This window comes from Xylocopilactobacillus apicola, assembly GCF_033095985.1.
Classification (GTDB): Bacteria; Bacillota; Bacilli; order Lactobacillales; family Lactobacillaceae; genus Xylocopilactobacillus; species Xylocopilactobacillus apicola.
The window spans coordinates 1,883,690-1,907,413 of the sequence record NZ_AP026802.1 but is presented as its reverse complement, the minus strand read 5'-3'; the positions used below and the strand labels follow the sequence as shown (position 1 = coordinate 1,907,413).

18 protein-coding genes and 1 other annotated feature are annotated in these 23,724 nt (G+C 36.8%); of the genes, 14 read left to right on the top strand and 4 right to left on the bottom strand.

All coding sequences use genetic code 11. The features are described 5' to 3' along the window. Positions 1-79 precede the first annotated feature (79 nt). Genes R8495_RS09215 through R8495_RS09205 form a run of 3 tightly spaced genes read right to left on the bottom strand, consistent with a single transcriptional unit; the run spans position 80 to position 3,621 of the window. On the bottom strand, positions 80-1,357 hold the full coding sequence (locus R8495_RS09215; protein WP_317635181.1) for a PTS sugar transporter subunit IIC: 1,278 nt from the start codon (positions 1,355-1,357) through the stop codon (positions 80-82). Next, the gene (locus R8495_RS09210; RefSeq protein WP_317636627.1) at positions 1,350-2,783 is read right to left on the bottom strand and encodes a 6-phospho-beta-glucosidase; all 1,434 of its coding nucleotides are present in this window, start codon (positions 2,781-2,783) and stop codon (positions 1,350-1,352) included. Before R8495_RS09210 ends, R8495_RS09215 begins: the two co-directional genes overlap by 8 nt. After that, the gene (locus tag R8495_RS09205) at positions 2,779-3,621 is read right to left on the bottom strand and encodes a MurR/RpiR family transcriptional regulator (RefSeq protein WP_317635180.1); all 843 of its coding nucleotides are present in this window, start codon (positions 3,619-3,621) and stop codon (positions 2,779-2,781) included. Before R8495_RS09205 ends, R8495_RS09210 begins: the two co-directional genes overlap by 5 nt. A gap of 1,018 nt (positions 3,622-4,639) precedes the next feature. Between R8495_RS09205 and R8495_RS09200 the strand changes: the two genes are divergently transcribed. The 14 genes from R8495_RS09200 to R8495_RS09135 all read left to right on the top strand — a co-directional run bounded on the left by R8495_RS09200 (position 4,640) and on the right by R8495_RS09135 (position 13,496). Continuing rightward, positions 4,640-4,912: a hypothetical protein gene (locus tag R8495_RS09200; RefSeq protein ID WP_317635179.1), complete on the top strand. Its 273-nt coding sequence runs from the start codon at positions 4,640-4,642 to the stop codon at positions 4,910-4,912. Positions 4,913-5,109: 197 nt separating this feature from the next. After that, the gene (locus tag R8495_RS09195; protein ID WP_317635178.1) at positions 5,110-6,021 is read left to right on the top strand and encodes a hypothetical protein; all 912 of its coding nucleotides are present in this window, start codon (positions 5,110-5,112) and stop codon (positions 6,019-6,021) included. Further along, positions 6,021-6,527, top strand: coding sequence for a hypothetical protein (locus R8495_RS09190; RefSeq protein WP_317635177.1), 507 nt, complete (start codon positions 6,021-6,023; stop codon positions 6,525-6,527). The genes R8495_RS09195 and R8495_RS09190 overlap by 1 nt, the downstream gene beginning before the upstream one ends. A gap of 49 nt (positions 6,528-6,576) precedes the next feature. Continuing rightward, the gene (locus R8495_RS09185) at positions 6,577-6,966 is read left to right on the top strand and encodes a hypothetical protein (RefSeq protein ID WP_317635176.1); all 390 of its coding nucleotides are present in this window, start codon (positions 6,577-6,579) and stop codon (positions 6,964-6,966) included. Between the two features lie 295 nt (positions 6,967-7,261). Then, complete coding sequence (locus tag R8495_RS09180; RefSeq protein ID WP_317635175.1) at positions 7,262-7,669, top strand: DUF7957 family protein; 408 nt, start codon at positions 7,262-7,264, stop codon at positions 7,667-7,669. Between the two features lie 101 nt (positions 7,670-7,770). Beyond that, positions 7,771-8,076 (top strand): hypothetical protein, encoded by a 306-nt coding sequence (locus R8495_RS09175; RefSeq protein ID WP_317635174.1) that lies wholly within the window; start codon positions 7,771-7,773, stop codon positions 8,074-8,076. A gap of 27 nt (positions 8,077-8,103) precedes the next feature. After that, positions 8,104-8,631, top strand: coding sequence for a hypothetical protein (locus tag R8495_RS09170; RefSeq protein WP_317635173.1), 528 nt, complete (start codon positions 8,104-8,106; stop codon positions 8,629-8,631). Continuing rightward, positions 8,628-9,014: a contact-dependent growth inhibition system immunity protein gene (locus R8495_RS09165; RefSeq protein ID WP_317636626.1), complete on the top strand. Its 387-nt coding sequence runs from the start codon at positions 8,628-8,630 to the stop codon at positions 9,012-9,014. Before R8495_RS09170 ends, R8495_RS09165 begins: the two co-directional genes overlap by 4 nt. Positions 9,015-9,051: 37 nt before the next feature. Beyond that, on the top strand, positions 9,052-9,603 hold the full coding sequence (locus R8495_RS09160; protein ID WP_317635172.1) for a DUF2247 family protein: 552 nt from the start codon (positions 9,052-9,054) through the stop codon (positions 9,601-9,603). Positions 9,604-9,636: 33 nt separating this feature from the next. Beyond that, positions 9,637-10,359: a hypothetical protein gene (locus R8495_RS09155; RefSeq protein WP_317635171.1), complete on the top strand. Its 723-nt coding sequence runs from the start codon at positions 9,637-9,639 to the stop codon at positions 10,357-10,359. 55 nt (positions 10,360-10,414) lie between these two features. Beyond that, positions 10,415-10,750, top strand: coding sequence for a hypothetical protein (locus R8495_RS09150; RefSeq protein ID WP_317635170.1), 336 nt, complete (start codon positions 10,415-10,417; stop codon positions 10,748-10,750). Positions 10,751-11,093: 343 nt separating this feature from the next. Next, positions 11,094-11,325, top strand: a binding site (T-box leader). Positions 11,326-11,369: 44 nt separating this feature from the next. Next, a complete protein-coding gene (locus tag R8495_RS09145; protein ID WP_317635169.1) occupies positions 11,370-12,011 on the top strand; it encodes an amino acid ABC transporter permease in 642 nt (213 codons plus the stop codon). 12 nt (positions 12,012-12,023) lie between these two features. Continuing rightward, the gene (locus R8495_RS09140; RefSeq protein ID WP_317635168.1) at positions 12,024-12,656 is read left to right on the top strand and encodes an amino acid ABC transporter ATP-binding protein; all 633 of its coding nucleotides are present in this window, start codon (positions 12,024-12,026) and stop codon (positions 12,654-12,656) included. A 9-nt stretch (positions 12,657-12,665) separates the two neighbouring features. Then, positions 12,666-13,496 carry an amino acid ABC transporter substrate-binding protein gene (locus tag R8495_RS09135; protein WP_317635167.1) on the top strand — a complete coding sequence of 277 codons (831 nt, stop codon included), beginning with the start codon at positions 12,666-12,668 and terminating at the stop codon, positions 13,494-13,496. A 27-nt stretch (positions 13,497-13,523) separates the two neighbouring features. Here R8495_RS09135 and R8495_RS09130 read toward each other — a convergent pair whose 3' ends face one another. Then, positions 13,524-23,588: a beta strand repeat-containing protein gene (locus tag R8495_RS09130; protein ID WP_317635166.1), complete on the bottom strand. Its 10,065-nt coding sequence runs from the start codon at positions 23,586-23,588 to the stop codon at positions 13,524-13,526. Positions 23,589-23,724: the final 136 nt, after the last annotated feature.

Genomic DNA, 23,724 nt, shown 5'->3' with positions numbered 1-23,724 from the left:
GAGCATTCTCCTTCCTCACTTAAATCCCGCCAATCTATAAATTACGCAGAAATCTCATTTTTATTAAAAAAACATTGGCCTATTTGGAGATTAGTGTTTGGTCATATTTACGAATAAAAGGCCAATAGAACAGAGTTGATAAGATGATAATGATTAATTGCCAAAGTGCAGTGCGCCATCCTCCGATGATGAACCCCGAAATAATTGGCGGAGTGGTCCAAGGAGCTAGCACTCCTGAGAATAAAGGTAAAATTCCAGCTTGCATTAATAAATAGCTAGCAGCACCTACTAGTACGGGGAAAAGCATGAACGGAACTGCTAAATATAAGTTCATAACAACTGGGACTCCAAAAATAATTGGCTCCGAAATATTAAAAATATTGGGAAGAAGTGATAATTTTCCCAGCTCTCTTAACATAGGAGCTTTGGCAAAGAAGGCATTATAGATAACAATTCCAACAATAATTCCTCCGCCAGTCATACATAAATAGTTACTCCAGAATTGTTGAGAAAAAATGTGACCACCGTTTTCTAAAGTTAATTTGCGACCTGAATCCAAAATAGCCTGATTAGCTGCTAGATTTGATTGAAGAATCGGAGTAAGAATTGCACCACAAATAGCTCCACCATGAATGCCGCACCACCAAAATAGCGACATCGCAAAAGCCATAATAATTACTCCCCCAAGTGAATCGGTTACCCCTTGGAGCGGAACTTGAACGGTAGAATAGATTACTTCAGAAAAATTACTTTTTATCAAAAATTTAAATGTGGCAAAAACTGCGCCAGCACAAATCAAAACCGCACTAGTAGGAATTAAGGCACTAAATGAGTTGGCAACAGCTGGTGGGACTCCTTCTGGCATTTTGATTCGCCAATTTTTCTTAAGACAGAAGCTATAAATCCAACCGCTAGCTAATCCGATTAAAATAGCACAAATCATTCCTTTACCTGAAGTCCAATCTTTTGAAATAATATTTGGAATTATTTCGCCGCTTTGGGCTTTCACTTGGTAAGGTAAGAGGAGGATAAAAGCTCCTAGGGCGGATAAACTGCCAGGAATCGCTAACTCAATTCCTTCATTTTTGATGTATACGTAACTAATCCCTATTACTGCAAATATTGACATTAAATTAAAAGAGGATTGATAAACTTGGTTAAATACATCGGCCCAGCCGCTTTGTTTAATAACTTTTGCTACTATGGGAATGGGAATATTAGCAAATAATAGGAAAATTGAACCAACAATTAAGAATGGAAGACCGTACATCATTCCATCTTTAAGTGCTTTGATTGGACGAGTGTTTGAGAATTTTATTGCATTTGGTACAACCTTTTTATTAATAAAATCATTCATTTGTGAGACCTACCTTATCTTTTAAACAAGCTCCGTTTGTCCTAATTACATTTTGATACCAGTTGAAAGATGATTTAGGGATAAAACCTGATTTTCCTTGCCTAACTTTGGTAATGTCGACGTAAATAAATCCATATCTTTTTTCGATTTCACCAGTTGAGGCACTAATCAGATCAATTGCGGACCATGGGGTATAGCCAAGGACTTTAACGCCGTCTAATTCAATTGATTTCATCATTTCGACCACGTGGTTTTCTAAGTATTTAATTCGATAATCGTCATTAATTTTATTGTCTTCCAATTTATCAAAAGCCCCAAAGCCGTTCTCGACAATAAACAGCGGCTTGTTATACCTTTGGGATACGAGATTTAAGATGTATCTAAGTCCGACCGGATCAATGGCCCAACCCCAATCGCTTTTGGGAACATAAGGATTCGGTAGTTCCAAAAAATCACCATCTTGATCGGCTTGAGCGGTTGTTGATTTATAATAACTAAATCCAATGAAGTCAACGGCTCCACCCTTAATTATCAATAGATCCTCGTCAGTTAGATCAAGCTGAATTTTATCTCTTTGCCAAATTTTATTGACAGCGGCGGGATAAGTTCCCCGAACTTGTACGTCACTGAAGAAGAATCTTCGATCCATTGCTTTAACACTTGCCATCAGATCTTCTGGTTGGCAGCTATGAGGATAGATGGGACCAAAATGTAGCATGCATCCGATTTGGAGTTCGGGGTCGATTTGTTTAGCAGCTTTGACTGCCAACGCGCTGGCCACAAATTGATAATGGCAAATTTGATACATTGTTTGTTCGATATTTTCCCCGTCCTGATATAAGACGCCAGCGCCAGTCCAAGCATTAAAGGGATTATCGGTATCAATTAAATTGTTGATTTCGTTGAAAGTCATCCAATACTTCACTTTGCCTGCGTAGCGTTTAAAACAAACTTTAGCAAAATTCATAAAAAAGGTGATCATTTCTCGGTTGCGCCAGCCGCCGTACTTTGTGCTCAGATAAAAGGGCATTTCAAAATGGTTAAGTGTAACAACCGGTTGAATTCCGTATTTTAGTAATTCATCAAATAAATTGTCATAAAATTTTAATCCGGCTTCGTTTGGCTCCTTTTCATCACCTTTTGGAAAAATTCGCGTCCAAGCGATGCTCATGCGAAAACATTTAAAATGCATTTGCGCCATCAATTTAATGATTTCCTTGTAATTATGGTAAAAATCGATTGCGAAATGGTTGGGATATTCTTCCCCAGCTCGGACGCCATCGGTAATTTGGCGTGGCTGAGATACGCTGCCCTTGGTCATTACATCGGCGACGCTGATCCCTTTACCGTCAACATTCCAAGCGCCTTCCATTTGATTGGCTGCGGTTGCGCCGCCCCAAAGAAAATTTTTGTTTAACAAATTAATTACCTTCCTTTGTTTCATCAACTGCCTCAGAAGTTTTCTTAACGCGCGCATATTTATCCAGCATTTTGATTGAGATCAAGACATCAAACAAATACTGAAGCGATGAAATATATACCATATTACTAAGTTCAATTGTGTTTTTTGTCGTCATAATGATAATTGTTTCGTTGCAGATTGAAGCAATTTGACGTTTAAGACTATCGCAGACGGCAATTGTTTGATAGTTTTCTTGCGCTAATTTGCTAGCAATTTTAAACATATGATGATTGTTGCCCGTGTGCGTTAAGATGAACGCCAAAATGGGGTCCTCAGAGTCAGTGAAGCGTTTTGAATTCATTAAATTCAATGAATTATACGCATTTGCTTCGACCCCGATTTCTTGAAAGTTAAGACAAAACAATTGAGCTAGTTCGTAATTAATGCCATCGCCATAGATTTCAATGCGTTTAGCTTTTTTGAGCATTTGAGAAATTTTTTTTAATTTAGTTTGATCGAAAATGTTTTTGGTAAAACCAATGGATCTGTGATAAACCTGCTCCACTTTGTTCAAAACCTCGATTTCAGTTTCGCTGCCCGTAAATGGTTTCACATTAAGGTCAGTACTTAACTCAATAATTGTAGGAATTTCAGAGGCAAACACGTATTTGAATTTGGAATATCCACTAAACCCAGCTTTTTGACATAATCTGACGATCGTTGATGAACTTGTATAACTGGCAATGGCCAGCTCTTTGAGGTTCATTGTCAAAATTTTTTGTGGGTTAGTGATCATAAACGTCAAGACAGATTTTTCTTGTGCGGTAAGGTTATCGAGCACCTTTAGTTTGTCCAGTAACATTTTCTCCTCCCGGCCGAAAAAATATCAATTGATACTTCAAATATAGATGATAAGCGGTTACACTTCAATCGATTTAGTTATTTTGGCGCAGTTAGTCAAAATAGGACCGGAAAGTGAAGAATTTTGAAATGTTAATCCAATTTTATTTTTTAATTCTTTTCTTTGATCATAAAACTTTGTCTAAGTATTCCAACTATGTTAAAGTTAAAAATATAAATTGTTCTGTATGAATCAAAAGACAAGCTTATAAGGGTATCAGGTACCACTAAAAATATAGAAGAATGGATAACCCTGAAACATTTTGTGATTTTACAGTTGTTGGGGGAACTTGATTAACTGTATAAAAATCAAGAAGATTAGCAACGAGAGAAGAAATAATTTAAAAATACAAAAAAGAGAATAAGATTGTTCTAATACTTGATCGGATATTTAAATTTGTATAAAAATATTTAAAATTTCTAATGATGAATTTTGCAGAAAAGTAGTTCATTTGATATGAAATATTTCAACATTTACGATTGATTATTTATGTCCAAGCTGCTAAGAATCGAACGTCCTCGATTGATCTTAATCACATTTACGAGACATGTGGAAAATTCGCTAAATGATTCCCGCAAAAAAGGTGGCTGATTTTGAAGATTTGGAATCAAGTCAAACTGATTGAATCAGACAATAATTTATCTTCGGTAACGGCAGAATGTTGACAAAAACAATTCGTTTTCTGGATTGAAGGGAGATCAATTAAAACGACGATGCGGATAAAATTTCCAAGAGAGGAATAGAATATAAAAGAAGAAATTCTAACGATTTATGAACAATTTTCTATTGATAATTTAGATTGTTTTTTTGATAACCTCATAGGTTATGTTAATAAGTATGAATTTGAATTTTCCAAATATACTTCTTCGGAATATTTAAATGAAGTAAAAAAGTTTAATTCTAAAGATTATATTTTAGGTCATTCGGACGATATTTTGAGTCAGGAATTACATTTTTTATAAATCAGATCTTGAGAGGCATGGATGAAGAAGAAATTTCAAAACAAGTTTCTTCTCTTATTTGGGACTTAAGCGCCTATATGACAAATGAAATTTGTCCCAATTGCCTTGATAGTAACTTACGTTTAACTTTAGAGGCAGGCAAAGAAAGACCAATTATTAAATTCTGTGACGAATGCTTATATACGGGTGTTAATGATAAGTATACTAAGATTTCAGGAGATTTAGTTCCGGCGACCAAAAAAATAGTCGAATCGTATTTAAAATTTAAATTAAGATTGCAGAGACGGTAGCTACTCTAAATTAAGGCATTTGAAAGGTTATTTCGAAATGGTAAGAGGGTACATCTAATAAAGAAAACAATTGATGGTGGCAGATTAATTAAAAATTACCGCCTGGAAGTTGAAGCCAAAATAAAGGAAGTGAAAAAATGAAATCAAATTATTTAAATTATCTATTTAAAAAAATATGGGTAAATAGGTGTAACAAGTTGAAAAATTTAGAAATTATAAAAAAGGCAAACGATGTTGCTGATGAGTACCAAATTTATGTAAACGGAGTTCTAGATGTTGATAGAACGAGTCAACTTAATTCGTTAATTGCTCAAAAACAGCAACAACAGGTTGCTTATCAGACTATTACTTTTGATAATTTTTTAGAAAATTTTTCTTTATATAATGAACTTTTTAATTTAACTTTTGAAGAAGATTGGTTATCGAATACAATTATAGATCGGGCAACGTTGTTATCCTGGCTCGAAATTTCACGGATTTCTTCAAGCCGTTTGATAAAAATAATTAGAGAAGTTAAAGCTGGAAACAAACTTCTATTTGGATTAAATCTGACCAATGACGAGTACCAAATTTTGCACCGAGCAAAATATTTTGCGGGCATTTTAAAATATTCTCGGATCGGTAAAGTTAAGTGGAGTTTTAATAAAGAAATTCCTAGGATTGGTACGATTGAATTTTCAGACAATGCTATGAAATATTTAGTAGAGGGTGTGCCGCCAAACGAAAAGGGAATTGTTATTACTGATAAGAAAGAAATCGATAGAATTGTGTCGTATTATTCGGGCTTCTTAATGTATAGCACTAGTTATTGGCTGGAATTACTTGCAAAAAAGAAGGGGGCAGGTGAAGAAGGGGTAGGTGTGTCATTTAAAGGTGATTTAGATGAATATGACATGTATCAACTTCCGAAGCTGTTAGATGATCATCACGTGTTGGCAGAATTGTATGCTCCCATAGTTGAGGTGGACGAAATTGCATACTTAGATTTTGAAACATTTTATGATTATGTAGCAAAGACAGTTCAGGATATTTTGGAAGAGGAACCTGAGCGCACGGAGCTGATCCCGCTACTAATGAACGTAAAGAAAAGCCTTGGCTTAGACAGTTAATGATTGAAATAAAATATAAAATATTCGATTCATTTAATGCAGGAAACAACGAGTTTAAAGGCGAGTACGGGTATTTTTTAATAGTTATAGACGACGAAACTTATGGTTACTACAGAGAAGACGTTGATTTAGATATTTTATCGACTAATATTTATAATTGGTTTGTTAATTTGTTGAAAGGTTTGTCATTGCTAGAGAGCAATAAAACTGTCTACATTAGCGATGTGGAAACACCTGAAACATGGATACGTCTTGCTCAAAATACTGAAAATATTCAAATTGGTGAAATAAATGCGGAAAAACCCGATGGCACTCTTGCAATAGAAACCGATATAGATGCCAAAGAAGCTACTGTTTGGACACGAATAATAAAGGCTAAATATTTTCGAGAAGAACTTTTTGTTAAAGTAAATAAATATTTAAAAGATTTAGAAATTTTAAATGGCAGAGATAATGACAAAATAAAGGAATTAAAATTTTTACTCAGTAAACTTTCAGAAGTATAGAAGTTTGCTCAAATAAACCATATTTGCAAACTCATTCAAGCGGGCCCCAATGATAAAAATCACAAAAATTAATTGGTTAGATAAAGAAGCGAAAGAAGCAGAAGTTACTTTGTTAGATGATTTTATATCTATAAATTGCTTCTTTAGCAATTGCAATTTAAAAGAAAAGAGTGTCTTTCGAAATGTTATTTATGGATTTGATGTTGATGATATTTTTCAAATTACCGATAATAGTTATAAAGCAGATAAAATAAGTGATGATTGGATGTACTGTATTCAAGGGCAACTCATAGACAAGTATAAATCTATCGTCAAAGTTGGTGAATTTGAAATAGACATTTCAGATGGGTTCATACCTAAAGATATAGAAAAAGGTGCCTATATTAAGGCGAAGATATCAAGATTTGATATATTGAGAATGATTGTAAACCAAGTTTGAAGCAATGTGGAGAATGTCATCAAAACAGGCTATTTGTGCTTATTAGTGATAAATGAGTAATTACGATTAATAAATTATCCATTGAAAACCCAGGCCTTTATATCGCCTGTTGTTAAAAAGCGGATCTAAATATGATTTAAAAGATGCCTTTGGCAAATCTCGTTTGGCTTACACCGAAGAGGGATTTATCAAAATTGTTGAAAAGTATAAAAATGAAGTTAGATATCTAAATTAGAAGGTTTTATTGTTTCTAAAAGCCTGCTTTGTGATTAAAAGATGTAAGAGGAATTCCAAAATGGAACAGGATAATATAAAACTTCGATATAAAGAAAATAAATTAAATATTTCTGATAAGACAATTCGTTTATCTAGTTGCATATTAGAAGCGATGTCAAACTTAAATCATGTTTTTGTGCTGCTTAAAGTTCAACCCGGAGAAGAGTTAACAAGGGACGTAATTTGCAACTTTTATTCTTTTAACAGATGTGGGGATTTAGAATGGCAAGTACAAAATTTTTCTCTCCAAAATTCCAATGGGTTCATTTATAGTCCGATTGTAGGAGTGGATTTGGATGAAGAGGATTATACGTCAATGATTTTATGGGCAGAAGGTTCGTTGCGGATCAGAGTGGCGGAGCGCTGGAACAGTGCGGGATTACAAAATGATATTAGGGTGGACAGGGAAAAACTTTGGTTTATATGATCCCGGGTCACAAAATTCGTTCATTTAAGCGTTTGAGGGTTAAATTAACAAATATTGACGGATTTTATTGATGAATAAGTCTTAATTTAGGAGCAATTGGATTGAGAAGAGAAATAGCCAAAGAATTAGAGTTAGCAATTCAATCGTTATTACCATTATTGTTAAAATACGGAGAGGGAAAAATCGATCATCAAGTTATACTTTTAAATGAAATAATCCAAATTATAAATTCTGATATGGAAGAAAATAAAAAAGACGATTTAATTAAGGATATGTCAAGAAGTATTTTTCCTGTAAGGGGTGGACTCACAGATTTTTATGTTTGGGATAGCGACGAGAGTATAAGAATAAAAATAAATCAATCAATAAGCGATTTGATAAATAAAATTTGGGATTTAATGAGGTGATTTTTGTTCAAAAGCATAAGGAGTAAAATGAGCGATAAAAAGTTGTTAAATAACTTTTGCCAAGAGTTAAATATGGGAAGCTTTTTGGCTTACTATCAATCATTGACTAAATTTGTGATAAATAATCCGGAAGAATTTAATGATGAAGTTAGAAGTGCGTGGGGTTTGGAAGAACTTATAAGTATCGATCCACGGAAATATTTAGTTGATCAACCCGACCTTTGTTTAAAAATGGAAGCAAAAAGGTTATCCGGAAAACATAAAAGCATCGATACTTTAGCAATGTCTATTAGAGATACTTTATGGGACAGGGTTACAATTTATTCAGGCAAAGATTGTCCAATAACTCCAGAAAACGAATTAAGGTTTATAAAGATTGTTTATGAAAATAATTCAGATAGAATTCTTCTAGAGTGTTCAGAATGCGGTTGGACGGAAGATATTCAGGGTAATCAGTATCAAGGCCCAATCGGAAAAGTATTTCCAGTGACAATCGACGAAGTAGAAAATACATATGATAACATACGCGGAAGTATAGACAAACGAAAAAAATAAAAGAAATTTATAGTATTGATGATTCATTTCCGATCATCGATGAAAAATACGATTCATGGCTAAAAGAACTGTTAAATAAAGGCAAAGATGAAGTGAGTGAAAATGACGTATACACAATGTTTACTCAACATGAATTACCATATTTAGCAATTGAGAAGGCTATCGAGTTTATTTCCCAAGATCCATTAGCAGGAGAAATGTATGATGGACAATTTTTGGATCAAATTTCTAATGAGCCTATTGATAAATTGAAATTATATAAACACGAATTACAAAAACTGTCAATTTATATTGATGATTCCGTGTGGGACTTTGATTTCGAAAGAGATCGTTTTATGAAAATATTCAACAAATTTATATCTAAAGTATTGGAAAAAATTTAGGTGTAGAAAGAATTTTCCGGAAAATAGTTTTCGTTTAATGGAAGTTAATAGTAAAAATTATGAAATTTTACATCGATTAAAATCAGCGCTTAAAGGTGGAAAGAAAATGAAATTATCAGAGCTAAAAAAATATAGTATAAACTATGATTGGAAAACAATTTATGTAGGCGTTGGCCAATTTTATTTCAATTTTGAAACCATCTCCGAGTATGCCGTTACACTGATGGAGGAAGGAAATGATGATTTTATTGCCGAATTAACTTGGAACATAGATTCAAGTAACGTCCAAGAATCATTGGAGAAAATCAAAATGAGGTATTTTCCAAAGTTTACAGAAAGTTCTGATGATTACAAATTTGAAGAAAGAAAGCTTAGGTATGTTTATCTTGAAGGACTTGACAGAAGTCTTAAAAACAAAGAGGAATTATTAGATAAAATTGCTGAATACTATGATAATCATAATTATCCTATCGAAATATCAAGTTTTATAAATTATATGCCGCAAGATATTCCAACTACCACGGATGATTTGATTAAAAATTTTCATGGGTTTTTGGATACTGAATATAAAATTTTAAAAGGAATTTGACGAAATAATTATGGAAAAAGGTTGAATCAATCGATGAAAAAGGAAGATTTAATAGAGTTACTATCTTCTATAATAGAAGAAGATGCAGTTATATCAAGGATTTATAATTTGTTTCACGTTTATTATAAATACGAAATTAAGCTTTTAGATGAAATAGTTAAATATGGTATTCAAAATGGATTCTTTGATGTCGAAGCTCCCGGTGATTCAGATAAATTGTTTACTGAGATTAAATGGAGTCAAAACAATATTTCTCAAGAAATCATTTTAAACGGTCATGAAGAGGTAATAAAAATGGTATTTGCGAAGAAACCAAAAATTCCTAAATTATTTACCTGTTTTTTAAGGAACAATTGTCTGGCGCTTCAAAAGGGAATTATGTATAAATTAATTTCAATCAATAATTTTGAATACACAAGACTGGTTAAACTTAAAAATCTGAATACGGCGAACGTAGAAACGTGTTTTGATGATTCGGCGATTACCAGTTCTGAGAATTTTGAATTTATGAAAATCAATGAAAAGTATAATTGCAAAATTTATTTATTTGGATATTTTGATGAAGACGGAGTTCAGCTTAAATATTTAAAGCGTGTTAAAGTCGGAAGTAAGAATTTGATAGAAGTTTTAGACGTTCTTGGAAATGTTTACTATGTTGATGACACCCAAGACAGTTATGGGGCAAAAGTCTCATATAGGTTCAGTAGAATGGATCTAATCCAAGTAGACAATTGTATCTATCCCGACTTTCGTTAGAATAATTAAAAAATACGAATTTCTTTTAGTTGAAAGGTTGGTAGTTTGAGATTTAATGGAAAATAACATAAATATCAAAAAAGTTTGGCAGGATTCAGATCTTTTACAACTTAGCATTATTGCTAGTGCGGAGTTTGTGCTGGTGAAACAACTTTGTTATATTGAAAAGAATACATTGAGACTTATCGGTGAAAAGATAAAGCAATATTCTTATGATTTTAAAGAAAATTGCTACGTTCAATTCGGTGAATTGAAAGGGAACTATACACCAGGTTTTTCGCTTGATTTTTTGGCGGCACATTACTCTGGCAATGTAAAAATTGAAGTCGATATGGAAATAGATGACAATGATGAATGGAAACATCGTTGCCGTTTTTATGTAAATAGTTAATTAGGTCAAATAGAAAACTTCGGAATTGACATTATTAAAATTGCACAAGGAAATACATTTGTTGAGGCTCGCGTAAATAATTTCGACGTTTGAGGGTCGAAAGGCCTATAGATTCGACGGCGATAATTGCTGCCATTTTATACAATTTTTTTATTTGTACATCAGACCGGGGTCAAAATTTATTTATTTGAGAGAACCTTGCGTGATATTTTAAGAATTAGATCAACAATTACACAGGCAATGAACAGCTATGTAAGGAAAAGATTTACGTTCGTTATTAGATTTCACTAAAATTTTTCAAAAAAAGCTTTCTTTTTTTAGAATAAGCGTGTAATATATATGCAATCATACTTTGAACAGAAGAGTAACTTTACTGGTTTCTTACAGAGAGCCTTTGGTTGATGGAAAAAGGCAGAAGCGGGAAGTGAAACACATCTGGGAGTATTAACCTTTTGAAACTCAGTAGAGAGGTTCGGGCATGCCCGTTATTGCATCAGAAGTTGTTTGACTTCCTGAGGTTATCGTCGTGAGGCGTTAACGAAAAAAAGGTGGAACCACGTTCATGCGTCCTTTAGCTATTCTAGCTAAGGGACTTTTTTTAGTTATAGGGAGAAAAAAGATGAAATACACTTTAGAAATTTTGCCAGCGTTATTAAACGGGGCAGTGATGACTTTAAAAGTTTTTTTCTTTACGTTGGTGGGATCAATTCCGTTAGGAATTTTGGTGGCATTTGCCCTGCAGACCCGCTTTAAACCGTTGAGAATTTTGATTGATTTTTATATTTGGCTGATGCGCGGAACGCCATTGTTACTGCAATTGATTTTCGTATTTTATGGCTTGCCTCTAATTGGCGTGGTTTTTGAACGCTATGATGCAGCATTGTTTGCTTTCATTTTAAATTATGCCGCATATTTTGCAGAAATTTTCCGGGGCGGGATTCAGTCAATTCCAGAAGGTCAATATGAAGCGGCAAAAGTCCTGAGGTTAACAAAATGGCAGACTATCAGCAAAATTATTTTGCCCCAGGTGGTCAAAATTGTATTGCCGTCGATCGGAAACGAAGTAATTAACTTAGTTAAAGATACTTCACTGATCTACGTTTTAGGGCTTGGAGATCTTTTAAGAGCTGGGAAAATTGCGATGAGTCGCGATGTGAGCTTGGTACCGCTCCTTCTAGTTGGTGCGATTTATCTCTTGTTGACGGCGGGGTTAACGCTCCTCTCTAGAAAATTAGAAAAACATTATCAGTATTACAAATAGGAGGGCGACAACATGCTAGTAATTAAGAATTTGGTAAAAAGCTTCGGTGAACGCAAGATCATTGATCAGTTGAACTTAGAGATTAAAGATGGCGAAATTTTGACGATCGTCGGACCATCTGGGGCCGGAAAAACTACACTGCTTCGATGTTTGGCAGGATTAGAAACAATTGATTCAGGTGATTTGATCATTGATGGCACGCCTTTTAATCCAGTTGAGATGGCTAATATCGATCAAATTGTCGGAGTGGTATTTCAAGATTTTCAACTTTTTCCGCATCTTTCGGTAATCGATAATATCACTTTGGCGCCCACGCTAGTTTTGAAAGAAGATAAGGTAACTTCCAAGGAGCAATCTAAAGCACTTCTTGAACAATTGGGACTTCAAGGTAAGGAGAAATTAATGCCTTATCAGTTGTCTGGCGGGCAGAAACAGCGGGTGGCGCTGGCTCGAGCTTTGGCGATGAAGCCAAAAATCATCGGTTACGATGAGCCGACGAGCGCTCTTGACCCAGAATTGCGAGAGCAAGTCGAGAAGGTGATTTTGGAGTTAAAAGATCAGGGGATCACCCAAATCGTGGTGACGCATGACCTGGAATTTGCTAAACACATTGCCGATGACATGCTGCACGTTGAAGCGCTCTAGGAGGCTTAGATGACTAAAAGAAAAAATGTTTTACTGATTTTCTTGACCTTGCTCACCAGCTTATCTTTGGTAGGCTGTGGTCGGCAAAAAACTGACGGTGATCAGTGGCCACGCATTAAAGCAGAAAAAAAGGTCATCGTGGGTCTTGATGATACTTTTGTTCCGATGGGTTTTCAAAATAAATCAGGACAGATTGTAGGTTTTGACGTTGATCTAGCCAAAGCGGTGTTTGATCTTTACGGGATTAAAGTGGATTTTCAACCGATTGACTGGTCGATGAAGGAAAATGAACTGCAGAATCAGACGATTGATCTCATCTGGAACGGGTACTCCAGGACTGACGAACGAGCGCAGAAAGTATTGTTTAGCGATAGTTATCTTCGTAATGGACAGGTGATCGTTGCCTTAAAAAAATCGGGAATCAAGTCGTTTCAAGATCTTAAAGGAAAAGTTGTGGGTTTGCAGAATGGATCTTCTGGGTATGACCGGTTCGAAAAGCAGCCAAAGATTTTAAAAGATCTGGTCAAGAACCATGAACCGGTGCTGTACGATGGATTTAATGAAGCTTTTATGGATTTAAATGCAGGACGCATTGACGGCTTATTAATCGATCGTGGCTATGCAACTTATTATTTATCACATGAAAGCAATCCCTCAGATTATTCGGTTATTAGTGGTGGCTTTAAACCAGAAAGTTTCGCTGTTGGCTTAAGAAAGTCTGATCGAGAGCTGGCTAATAAAATTAACGAAGGCTTAAAAATACTCAAAAAAAACGGTAAATTAGCGGAGATCTCTAAGAAGTGGTTCGGGCAAGATCTAGAAAGACAACAAAAAAACTGAAGTTTTTAGCTTCAGTTTTTTTAGTTTCTATTTGCCTGAATGTTCAATGCTGCGAATTTTTTGAAGTCGTTTTCTTCTTGAGCTGAACCACAGAGCAGCGGCGCCTGCAGTTGTGACTCCTAAAGCACTTAGTGCAGCAGCTTGAATCTCGTCACTTCCCGTTTGAGGTAGGGATGCTTGTTTGCGAGTAGTTGAACTTGCTGGATCAGCTGGATCGCTGTAAGTTTTGCTGGCAGGATCTGCTGCTTTTTTAGCATTAAAACTACTAGCAGGGTCAGTTGCACCTGCAAGTTTTTGAAGGGCGATTCTTTGGATCGTTCCATCCTCTACAAAACGGTAGGTAAGATTCTTATCAGCTAAAGTATAGCCTGCTGGAACCAATGAAGCGACATCAATTACATCACCTAATTTACCTGTTCTCAGAATTTGAGAACTGAAATCTTTTCCATCGACTGTAAATTGAATATAATTCTGAACAGTTGATAGTGCTGGCGTTGGAGTTATTGATTTCTTAACTGCAACTTGATAAACATCGCCGTCGCTACCAAAGTTCATGGTAGTAGCTTTATTAACGAGTTCGTAACCAGCAGGGATTACGCTACTGAGGGTAATTGGATTACCAGTTGTGCCCGTTACTTTGATCGGGCTCCCAAGAGCCGTGCCATCCATTGTTAATTGAATCCAATTAGTAACTGTAGTTTTAGCTGGAGTAGTTGATTTTTGAAGAGCAATTCGTTGAACTGTTCCGTTAGCTTGGAATTGAAGAGGAGTCGTTTTATCAACCAGCTCATAACCAGCAGGGATCCACGGAGTAGGATCTAATTTATCGCCTAGTTTTCCAGTTCTGGCAATTCTGATGCTGTAGTCCTGACCATCGATTGTAAATTGGAGGTAATTCTCAACAGTTTGAGTATTAGTAGTTTGTTTTAGTTCTACGCGATGAGTAGTTCCTTCTAACCCAAATTTAATTGTAGTTGGCGTTGTTGCTAGTTCATAACCGCTTGGAATCAGGCTGGTTAAATTGATAACGTCATCAATATTTCCACTTACTTTGATTGCAGCTCCGTAGTTGATACCATTAACGGTAAATTGAACGTAGTTAGTAGTAGCAATTGGAGCATTAGTCTTTTTGATTGCGATCTTGTAGACCGTTGCACTACTGTCAATTGATGCGCTCGCATTTTTGTCAACTAATTCATAACCACTTGGAATGAAGTCACTGATCTTAATTGCACTACCGATGGTGCCAGTTACTTTAACTTGATCACCATAGTTAACTCCGTCAACAGTGAACTGAAGATAATTAGTTCCCATCGTTGGTGCTGGCGTACCAGACTTCGTTAACTGGATAGGTAGAGGCACACCTGCTGCACCAAATTTAGCATTTGTTGGTGCAGTGTAACCAGTTGGTACGAAGATTCCCAGTTTGACTGGATCACCTGGTTTACCATAGAGCTTAACTTCTTTATTTATTGAACCATCCGTCGATGTTAAATTGACTTTATATTCAATTAACGTCGAATCATTTTTCTTTTGGATTGCAACGTTTTGAACTGTTCCGTCGGCATTCAATGTAGGTGTCGAAGCTACTTCATAGCCACTAGGAAGGAATGAACTGAGGTCGATGTTGTCAAATTGGTTACCAGACACACTGACAGAACCAACTTGTTGACCATTGATAGTAATGTTAACGGTATTTTTAACTGCGACTCCTTTGATTGCGACTTTGATGATTTTACCATTGGTAGCATCGATCTTAAGATGAGTAGTTTTATCGACTAATTCATAGCCAGCTGGAATCTTATTTGAAAGATCGATAGTTGAATTTGGTTCGCCATTAACTGTAATCATCGTACCGAAGTCAGTACCGTTGACTGTAAATTGAACGTAATTATCAACAGCAGTCGAAATTTTCTGAACAGTGATTGTTAGCGTAGCATCGGCAGCACCAATCTTATGGACGTCTGATTTATTAACTAATTCGTAACCAGCAGGAATCATTGTCGCAAGGTTAATGACGTCATTGGTTTGACCAGTAACTGTTAATGGAGTTCCAACTGCAGTGCCATCAGCTAACTGGAATTTGATGGTGTTGGTAACATCATTTACGGAAGCAGTTTTCTTCTTTAGTGCAACAGTCTGAGTTGTACCATCAGCTGCAAAAGTTAAACTAGAATTTGGCGTAACCAATTCGTAACCGTTGGGAATAAGGGAAGTTAGACTAATTGGATCACCAACTTTACCCGTTACCGTTGCAGGTGCTCCCAAGTTAGTACCGTTTACTGTAAATTGAATCTGGTTTGATACTTGGGTTGCATCTCTTTCGACATGAACGGTGACTTTTGCGTCGTTAACCCCGATTCTGACGCCACTTGCACCACGAGACATTGAGATTTTCAGCTTATAGCCAGCTGGAATATTGAGCGAGCTTGTATCAATCATCGTGTTAAAACGACCAGTGATATCTTGTTTGCCGACAAGTGTTTGTTTCTCGTCATCAATGAAGTTCAGTTCGTTATGATACTCTTTACCCTGAACTTGAACAGTGATTACGTGACCATTGGTCCCAAGAGTCACTGTTTTATCGCTATTATTAATCCATTCGTAATTTTCTGGCAGGAGGCTGCTAATATCTTGCGTGTCGTCAAGATTTCCTGTGAAGTCTTGATGTGTTAAGACATTGCCTTCTGGATCAGTAATTTTAACAGTGTTGGTTACAGCAACAGCAGTTTTCTTAATGGCAATTTTCACAATTTTGCCGTTAGATGAGTCGACTTTGACAATTGCTGCTGGATCTACTAATTCGTAGCCTGCTGGTAGGTGAGAAGCCACGTTAATGTTTGATCCCGGTTCGCCATTAACTTTGATCATGCTACCAAAATCGGTACCGTTAACGGTAAATTGAATGTAATTATCGACTGCAGTTGAGATCTTTTTGATGTTAATAGTGATTGTTTCATCAGCAGCTCCAATTTTATGAACCGCAGAAGGATCGACTAATTCGTAACCCGTAGGAATCATACTTGAAAGATTGATGATGTCATTGGTTAGCCCAGTAACTGTAACCGACTGACCAACTTGGACACCATCGGCAGTTTGGAACTTGATGGTATTAGTAACACTATTTGGAGCGGGAGTACTTTGCTTGATGGCAACAGTTTGAGTTGTACCATTAGCTACCAGCTTAACGACTAACGAAGGATCGCTCAATTCATAACCATTTGGCATTAAACTAGCGATGTCAACTACGTCGTTTAGGTTACCAGATACTTCTACTGGAGCACCATGATTAGCTCCATCAACCGTAAATTGGATTTGGTTAGTAACGTGGTTTTCGTCTTTGACAACAGAAACCTTGATTTCAGCATTGCTGGCGCCAAATTTAAGGGTGCTAGCAATTCCTGGATTCTGTAGTTTATAGCCGGTAGGAACTTGAAGCGAATCAGTAATTGCAGTGTTATAGCGTCCATGAACAGATTGTGAGCCAAGATTCTGCTGAGTAGTCTCGTCAACAAACGAAATTGTATTATTGTACTCTTTGCCTTGGACTTGAAGTACAATTGCTTGTCCGTCGTCAGTTAAAGTAATATCTTTGTCAGTAGCATTGACTAGTTCATAATTGTCTGGAACAAGGCTGCTAATGTCTTTAGTGGAATCTTTGGCACCGGTGACAGTTTCTTCTTTGAGAACATTATTATCTGGATCAGTAAATTTAACCGTCTTAGTGACTTGAACTGGGCTAGGAACTATATCAAGACCGGAGTTGAAGTCGATTTGCCGATTAGTCTTAGTAGTGTCGATTTTAAGTGCTGGCCCAGCGTAACTTTGAGCAAAAATTCCAAGTTGAATTGTAGTACCATTTTGTCCGTAGACATCAAAAGCACTACCAACGTTTACACCATTATTTACAAATTGAATTGTATTTTTTGGTGCAGTAGCGTCAGCGACTTGAAGCGTAACGTCAACAGTAGTGTTATCCGCAGCTAATGTTGGAGTTCCCTGAATACTATAACCAGATGGAATGTACTGATTCAAGTTCATATTGTCGTCTTGGTTACCAGTAACGTCAACTGGAGCACCAATGTTATTACCATTGAGTTTAAATTGAACGTGGTTAGTAACTGAAACAGGAGCAACAACATCTTGACCGCTTGAGAAGTCAATTTGCCGATTAGTCTTCGTACTATCGATACGTAGATCAGGACCCGCATAACTACCTTTGAAGATTCCGAGGTTAATGACATCACCATTTTGACCGTAGACATCAAAGGCATTCCCAACGTTAGCACCATTTGAGACAAACTGAATTGTATTCTTTGGTACAGTAGCGTCAGCAACTTGGAGCGAAACATCAACATTGCTGTTGTCAGCCCCTAGTTGTGGAGTTCCAACTACATTGTATCCTGAAGGGATATACTGGCTTAGGTTCATATTATCGCCAACAGCACCAGTAATGTTCACAGGAGCACCAACACTGACTCCGTTAATTTTGAATTGGATATGATTTGTAACTGAATTAGGAGTAGTAATATCTTGACCGCTCGTAAAATCAATTTGCCGGTTAGTCTTCGTAGTATCAATTTGAAGCGTTGGCCCAGCGTAACCTTGAGCAAAAATTCCAAGTTGAATTGCAACACCATTTTGACCGTAGACATCAAAGGCACTACCAACGTTTACCCCATTATTTACAAATTGAATTGTATTTTTTGGTGCAGTTGCGTCAGCGACTTGAAGCGTAACGTCAACAGTAGTGTTATCCGCAGCTAACGTTGGAGTTCCTTGGATGCTATAACCAGATGGAATGTACTGAGTCAAGGTCATGTTGTCGCCTTGGCTACCAGTTACATCAACTGGAGCACCAATGTTATTACCATTAACTTTAAATTGGACATGGTTCGTAACTGAAACAGGAGCAACAATATCAAGACCGGAGTTGAAGTCGATTTGTCGACTAGTCTTCGTTGTGTCGATTTTAAGTGCTGGACCAGCGTAACTTTGAGCAAAAATTCCTAACTGAATCGTAGCACCATTTTGACCGTAGACATCAAAAGCACTACCAACGTTTACCCCATTATTTACAAATTGAATTGTATTTTTTGGTGCAGTTGCGTCAGCGACTTGAAGCGTAACGTCAACAGTAGTGTTATCCGCAGCTAACGTTGGAGTTCCCTGAATACTATAACCAGATGGAATGTACTGAGACAAGTTCATATTGTCGTCTTGGTTACCAGTAACGTCAACTGGAGCACCAATGTTATTGCCATTGAGCTTAAATTGAACGTGGTTAGTAACTGAAACAGGAGCAACTACATCTTGACCGGAATTAACGTCAATTTCTCGGTTAGTCTTAGAATCATCAAAATTGAAACTTGGGACAGTAAAGCCATTTGGTGCAAAAATTCCTAACTTAATTGGATCCCCATTGTTGGCGTAAACATCGAATGGATTGCCAACGTTAGCGCCATTGTTGACAAATTGAATTGTATTTTTGGCCGCACTTGAGTTGATAACTTCAAGTGTGACATCAATATTACTTCCGTCTGCAACAATTGTTGGCATGGTTGATATTTTATAGCCGGATGGAATGTAGTTATTTAGATTCATAGTGTCGTTAACATTCCCAGTTATATCGATCGGATCGCCAATATTGTTGCCATCAATCTTGAATTGCACGTGGTTAGTAACTGAGTTTGGAGCTGTAATATCTTGTCCCGTAGTAACATCGATCTCTCGGTCAGTTTTAGAAGCATCAAAGTTAAAACTTGGGACTGTAAAGCCAGCTGGCGCAAAAATTCCGAGTTTAATCGGGTCACCATCGTTAGCATAAACGGCGAACGGATCGCCGACGTTGGCACCGTTATTATCAACAAATTGAATTGTATTCTTTGATGCGTTAGCATTTACAACTTGAAGCGTAACGTCAACAGTAGTATTATCAGCAGCTAATGTTGGAGTTCCCTGGATACTATAACCAGACGGAATGTACTGAGACAAGTTCATATTGTCGTCTTGGTTACCAGTTACATCAACTGGAGCACCAACGTTATTACCATTGAGTTTAAATTGCACATGGTTCGTAACTGAAATTGGAGCAACAATATCAAGACCGGAGTTGAAGTCGATTTGCCGACTAGTCTTCGTTGTGTCGATTTTAAGTGCTGGACCAGCGTAACTTTGAGCAAAAATTCCCAGCTGAATCGTAGCACCATTTTGTCCGTAGACATCAAAAGCACTACCAACGTTTACACCATTATTTACAAATTGAATTGTATTTTTTGGTGCAGTTGCGTCAGCGACTTGAAGCGTAACATCAACAGTAGTGTTATCAGCAGCTAATGTTGGAGTTCCCTGGATACTATAACCAGACGGAATGTACTGAGTCAAGGTCATGTTGTCGCCTTGGTTACCAGTAACGTCAACTGCAGAGCCAACGTTATTACCATTGAGCTTAAATTGAACGTGGTTCGTAACCGTTGTGATCGGGGATCCGCCGCGAAGCCGTACATTAATTGAACGCGGTTGAGAACTATTAATTATTGATGGTGCAGTATCAGATAATTCATAACCGTTTGGCATGAAGATTCCAAAATTAATAGTTTCATTTTCGGCACCATAAACATCAACAGCAGAGCCAATTTGAGCTCTTGTCAAAGTGTTAAATGTAAAAGTGTTTTTAATTAAGGAAGGATCAGTTTTCTTCTGTAAAACAGCACTCAGAGCAGTGCCTTCTGGTCCATAAACCGGCGTGGACTGTAGTTCATATCCAGTAGGAATCAAGTCTGTCAAATTAACTGATTCGCCAGAATTACCCTCAACTTCTACAGGACTGTTAATTGAATCACCATCAAGTACAAATTGAACAGTATTTTTTACATGAACGGAAGCAGTAACATCAGTACCGTCATTAATGTTGATTTTACGATCTGTCTTTGAGGAGTCAAAGTTAAAGCTTGGTGCAGTTTTGCCAGCAGGAGTAAAGATGCCGACCTTAATTGCTGCACCATTTGCTTCATAGACATCAAAAGGAGCACCAACGTTAGCACCGTTATTATCAACAAATTGAATTGTATTTTTCGGTGCAGTTGAATTTACAACTTGAAGCGTAACATCCACAGTACTGTTGTCAGCGGCAAGGACAGGAGTTCCTACAATCTTGTAACCAGACGGAATGTACTGAGTCAAGGTCATGTTATCGTCTTGGTTACCAGTTACGTCAACTGCAGCGCCAACGTTATTACCATTGAGTTTAAATTGCACGTGGTTAGTAACTGAAACAGGAGCAACAATATCAAGACCACTTGTGAAGTCGATTTGACGACTAGACTTAGTAGTATCGATTTTAAGCGCTGGACCAGCGTAACTTTGAGCAAAAATTCCCAGCTGAATCGTAGCACCATTTTGACCGTAGACATCAAAGGCACTACCAACGTTTACACCATTATTTACAAATTGAATTGTATTTTTTGGTGCAGTTGCGTCAGCGACTTGAAGCGTAACATCAACAGTAGTGTTATCAGCGGCAAGAACAGGAGTTCCTACAATCTTGTAACCAGACGGAATGTATTGAGACAAGTTCATGTTGTTGCCTTGTTTACCAGTTACGTCAACTGCAGAACCGATGTTGTTGTTATCAATCTTAAATTGCACGTGGTTAGTAACACTAACGCCAGCTTTCATGATTGCTACTCTAATAATCGTTCCCTTATTTGGGTCAATCGTCGGAGTAGGAGTTGGATTTACTAATTCATAGCCAGTTGGAATAAGCGAAGAAAGGTTGATTTTGCTACCTGGGTTACCAGAAACTTCATGCATCTCACCTTGATCTTGACCATCGATCGTAAATTGCACGTAATTAGTAACAGCAGCTGGCGTACTGAGTTTAACCTTAACAATGTGTGAAGTGTTAGTATCATTAAATATCGGAGCGGTGCCGACTAATTCGTAGCCTGCAGGTATTAAGCTCGCTAAGTTAATAGCTGCATCTTTTGCACCACTAACTGTATAGGGGCCACCAACGGTTGTGTTATTTTGATCTTGAAATTCAACAGTATTCTCAATATTACCAGCAACGGCAGATTTCTTTAGATTTACTTCAACAGTCGATCCATCAGCAGCAAAGACGGGGGCTGTGCCATCAAGTTCATAACCGCTAGGAATTTCGTTGTTGTTAAAAGTAATAGTGTCGTTTAATTTACCAGTTACTTTTATTTTCTCTCCAAAATTATTGCCATCAACTTTAAATTGCACGTAATTGTCAATGTGGTTTTGATCCTTTTTGACAGGGACAGAGATCGTTGATTGATCGGCGCCAACTGCGAAAGTTGCTTTGTCATTTTTTAAAAGGTAATTGGTTGGTAAATTAAGAGTAATTGCACTGTTATAGCGAGCATTTGCAACTTCCTGCGAACCAACAATTGCTTGCGTAGTATCGTCAACGAATAAAATGCTGTTCTTAGGAATAATTTTACCCTGAATATTAATATCTTTATTTAAAACAGCATCGTCGAAAGTAACAACATTATCACCTGAATTAACTATCTCATAGTTTTCAGGCAACAATCTTGTGATGTCTAAAGTAGTTCCTTTTTTGCCTGAAATTGGAATTGTTGATACAACGTTTCCGTTTTCTTTAAAGCTCAAAATGTTAGTTACTTGATTGTTTCCCGTCAGAGAAATATCGCGAGTTGATGTGGATTCATCGAAAGTTACACTTGGAATGTTGTATCCTTCAGGCATGAAGATTCCAAAATTAATTGAATCCCCAGAAGTTCCAAATACGTCAAAAGAACTACCAACATTGGCATTGCCATTTTTAAATTGAATCGTATTCTTCTTAAATGAAGCATTGCTAATTTTCTCAAGTGCAATCTTTTGAGTCGAAATTCCGTCATTAAAATGAGGAGTTGTCGTAGTTTTATAACCGCTCGGAATCCACTGGCTTAAATTCATTTCGTCATCCAGTCGACCGTTGATTTCAACAGTATTACCAACGTTTGTGCCATCAATTGTAAACTGAACCTCGTTAGTTACACGCTGAGAATTAGGAGATGAACTCACCTTGACGCTAATGTCACGAACTCCTTGTGAATAATCAAAAACCGTGTTGTTGTCAATTGGATCGTAACCATCGGCAAGGAAAATTCCAAAGTTAATTTTTTGACCGACAACACCGTAAACATCAAAAGCAGCACCGATCGGGGTTCCGTTGGAGTCTTTAATTTGAATCGTATTTTTGACAAAAGAAGGGTCGTCAACCTTCAATATTTCAACGGTTTGATTAGTGTTATCAGCTTTAAATTTATAATCATCCGTTAGTGCATAACCGCTTGGAATCCATGAGTTTAAGTTTATTGAGGAGCCTTCTTCACCAGAAACAGTAATTGTTTCCAGAGTAGCACCGTTTAAAACAATAGCAATTTTATTGCTAACTGCTGCTTTAGGTGTTATATTTTGGCTTTGCAGTTGATTGTTTTCTGGAGCTGGCGTTTCTACCTTAGTTTCTTGAGATTCGCTTGCACTAGCAGCAATAGGGGTCTCATCTTTCTCTTGGATAGATTCAGCTTCATTTTGTTCAACTTGTTGGTTTGAAGAAGCAGGCGTTTCGGGTGCTTCTTGTTCAGCGTTTGGTTGGTCTTGCTGTTTAAGTGTGACTTCAATTGGCGTTTTACTAGAAACTGGCGTAATAATTGAAGAAGTGGGATCGATTAATTCCCAGTTACCAGTTAATTTTGTAACGTCATTGGCAATCAAAGTGCTGACATCATTACCAGCCTCTGAGCTAAAATGATCATTAATATTAATAATTTTTCCGTTTTCATCTTTATAGATAACGGTATAATTAGCTGTTTGCTCACTGCTTGCTTCTTCTGACTGAGCTGGTTCATTAGAATCATCTTGATTTTGCGCAAGTGGTTCTTGCTGTAAAAGCTCAGAATTATCTTGTTCATTTTGCTTAGTAGGTGTTTGTGATTCAGCAAAAACACTGACAGCAGGTAATACGTTGGTACTTGTAACCGTTAAGACAGTCGCTGAATAGAGCAATACTTTTGGTACTTGTCTTTTGCGTCGTTTTCTCTTGGGTACGTTATACATAATTTTTCTCCTCAAAAATAATATTTCAGATCATTTAGGCCATTTTTTATCAGGTGATGTTTCTCCCGCAAGTTAATGTCAAAGATAAAATACGGTTTCCGATCTACTTTCCCTTTAAGTATAACTGTTTATTCCT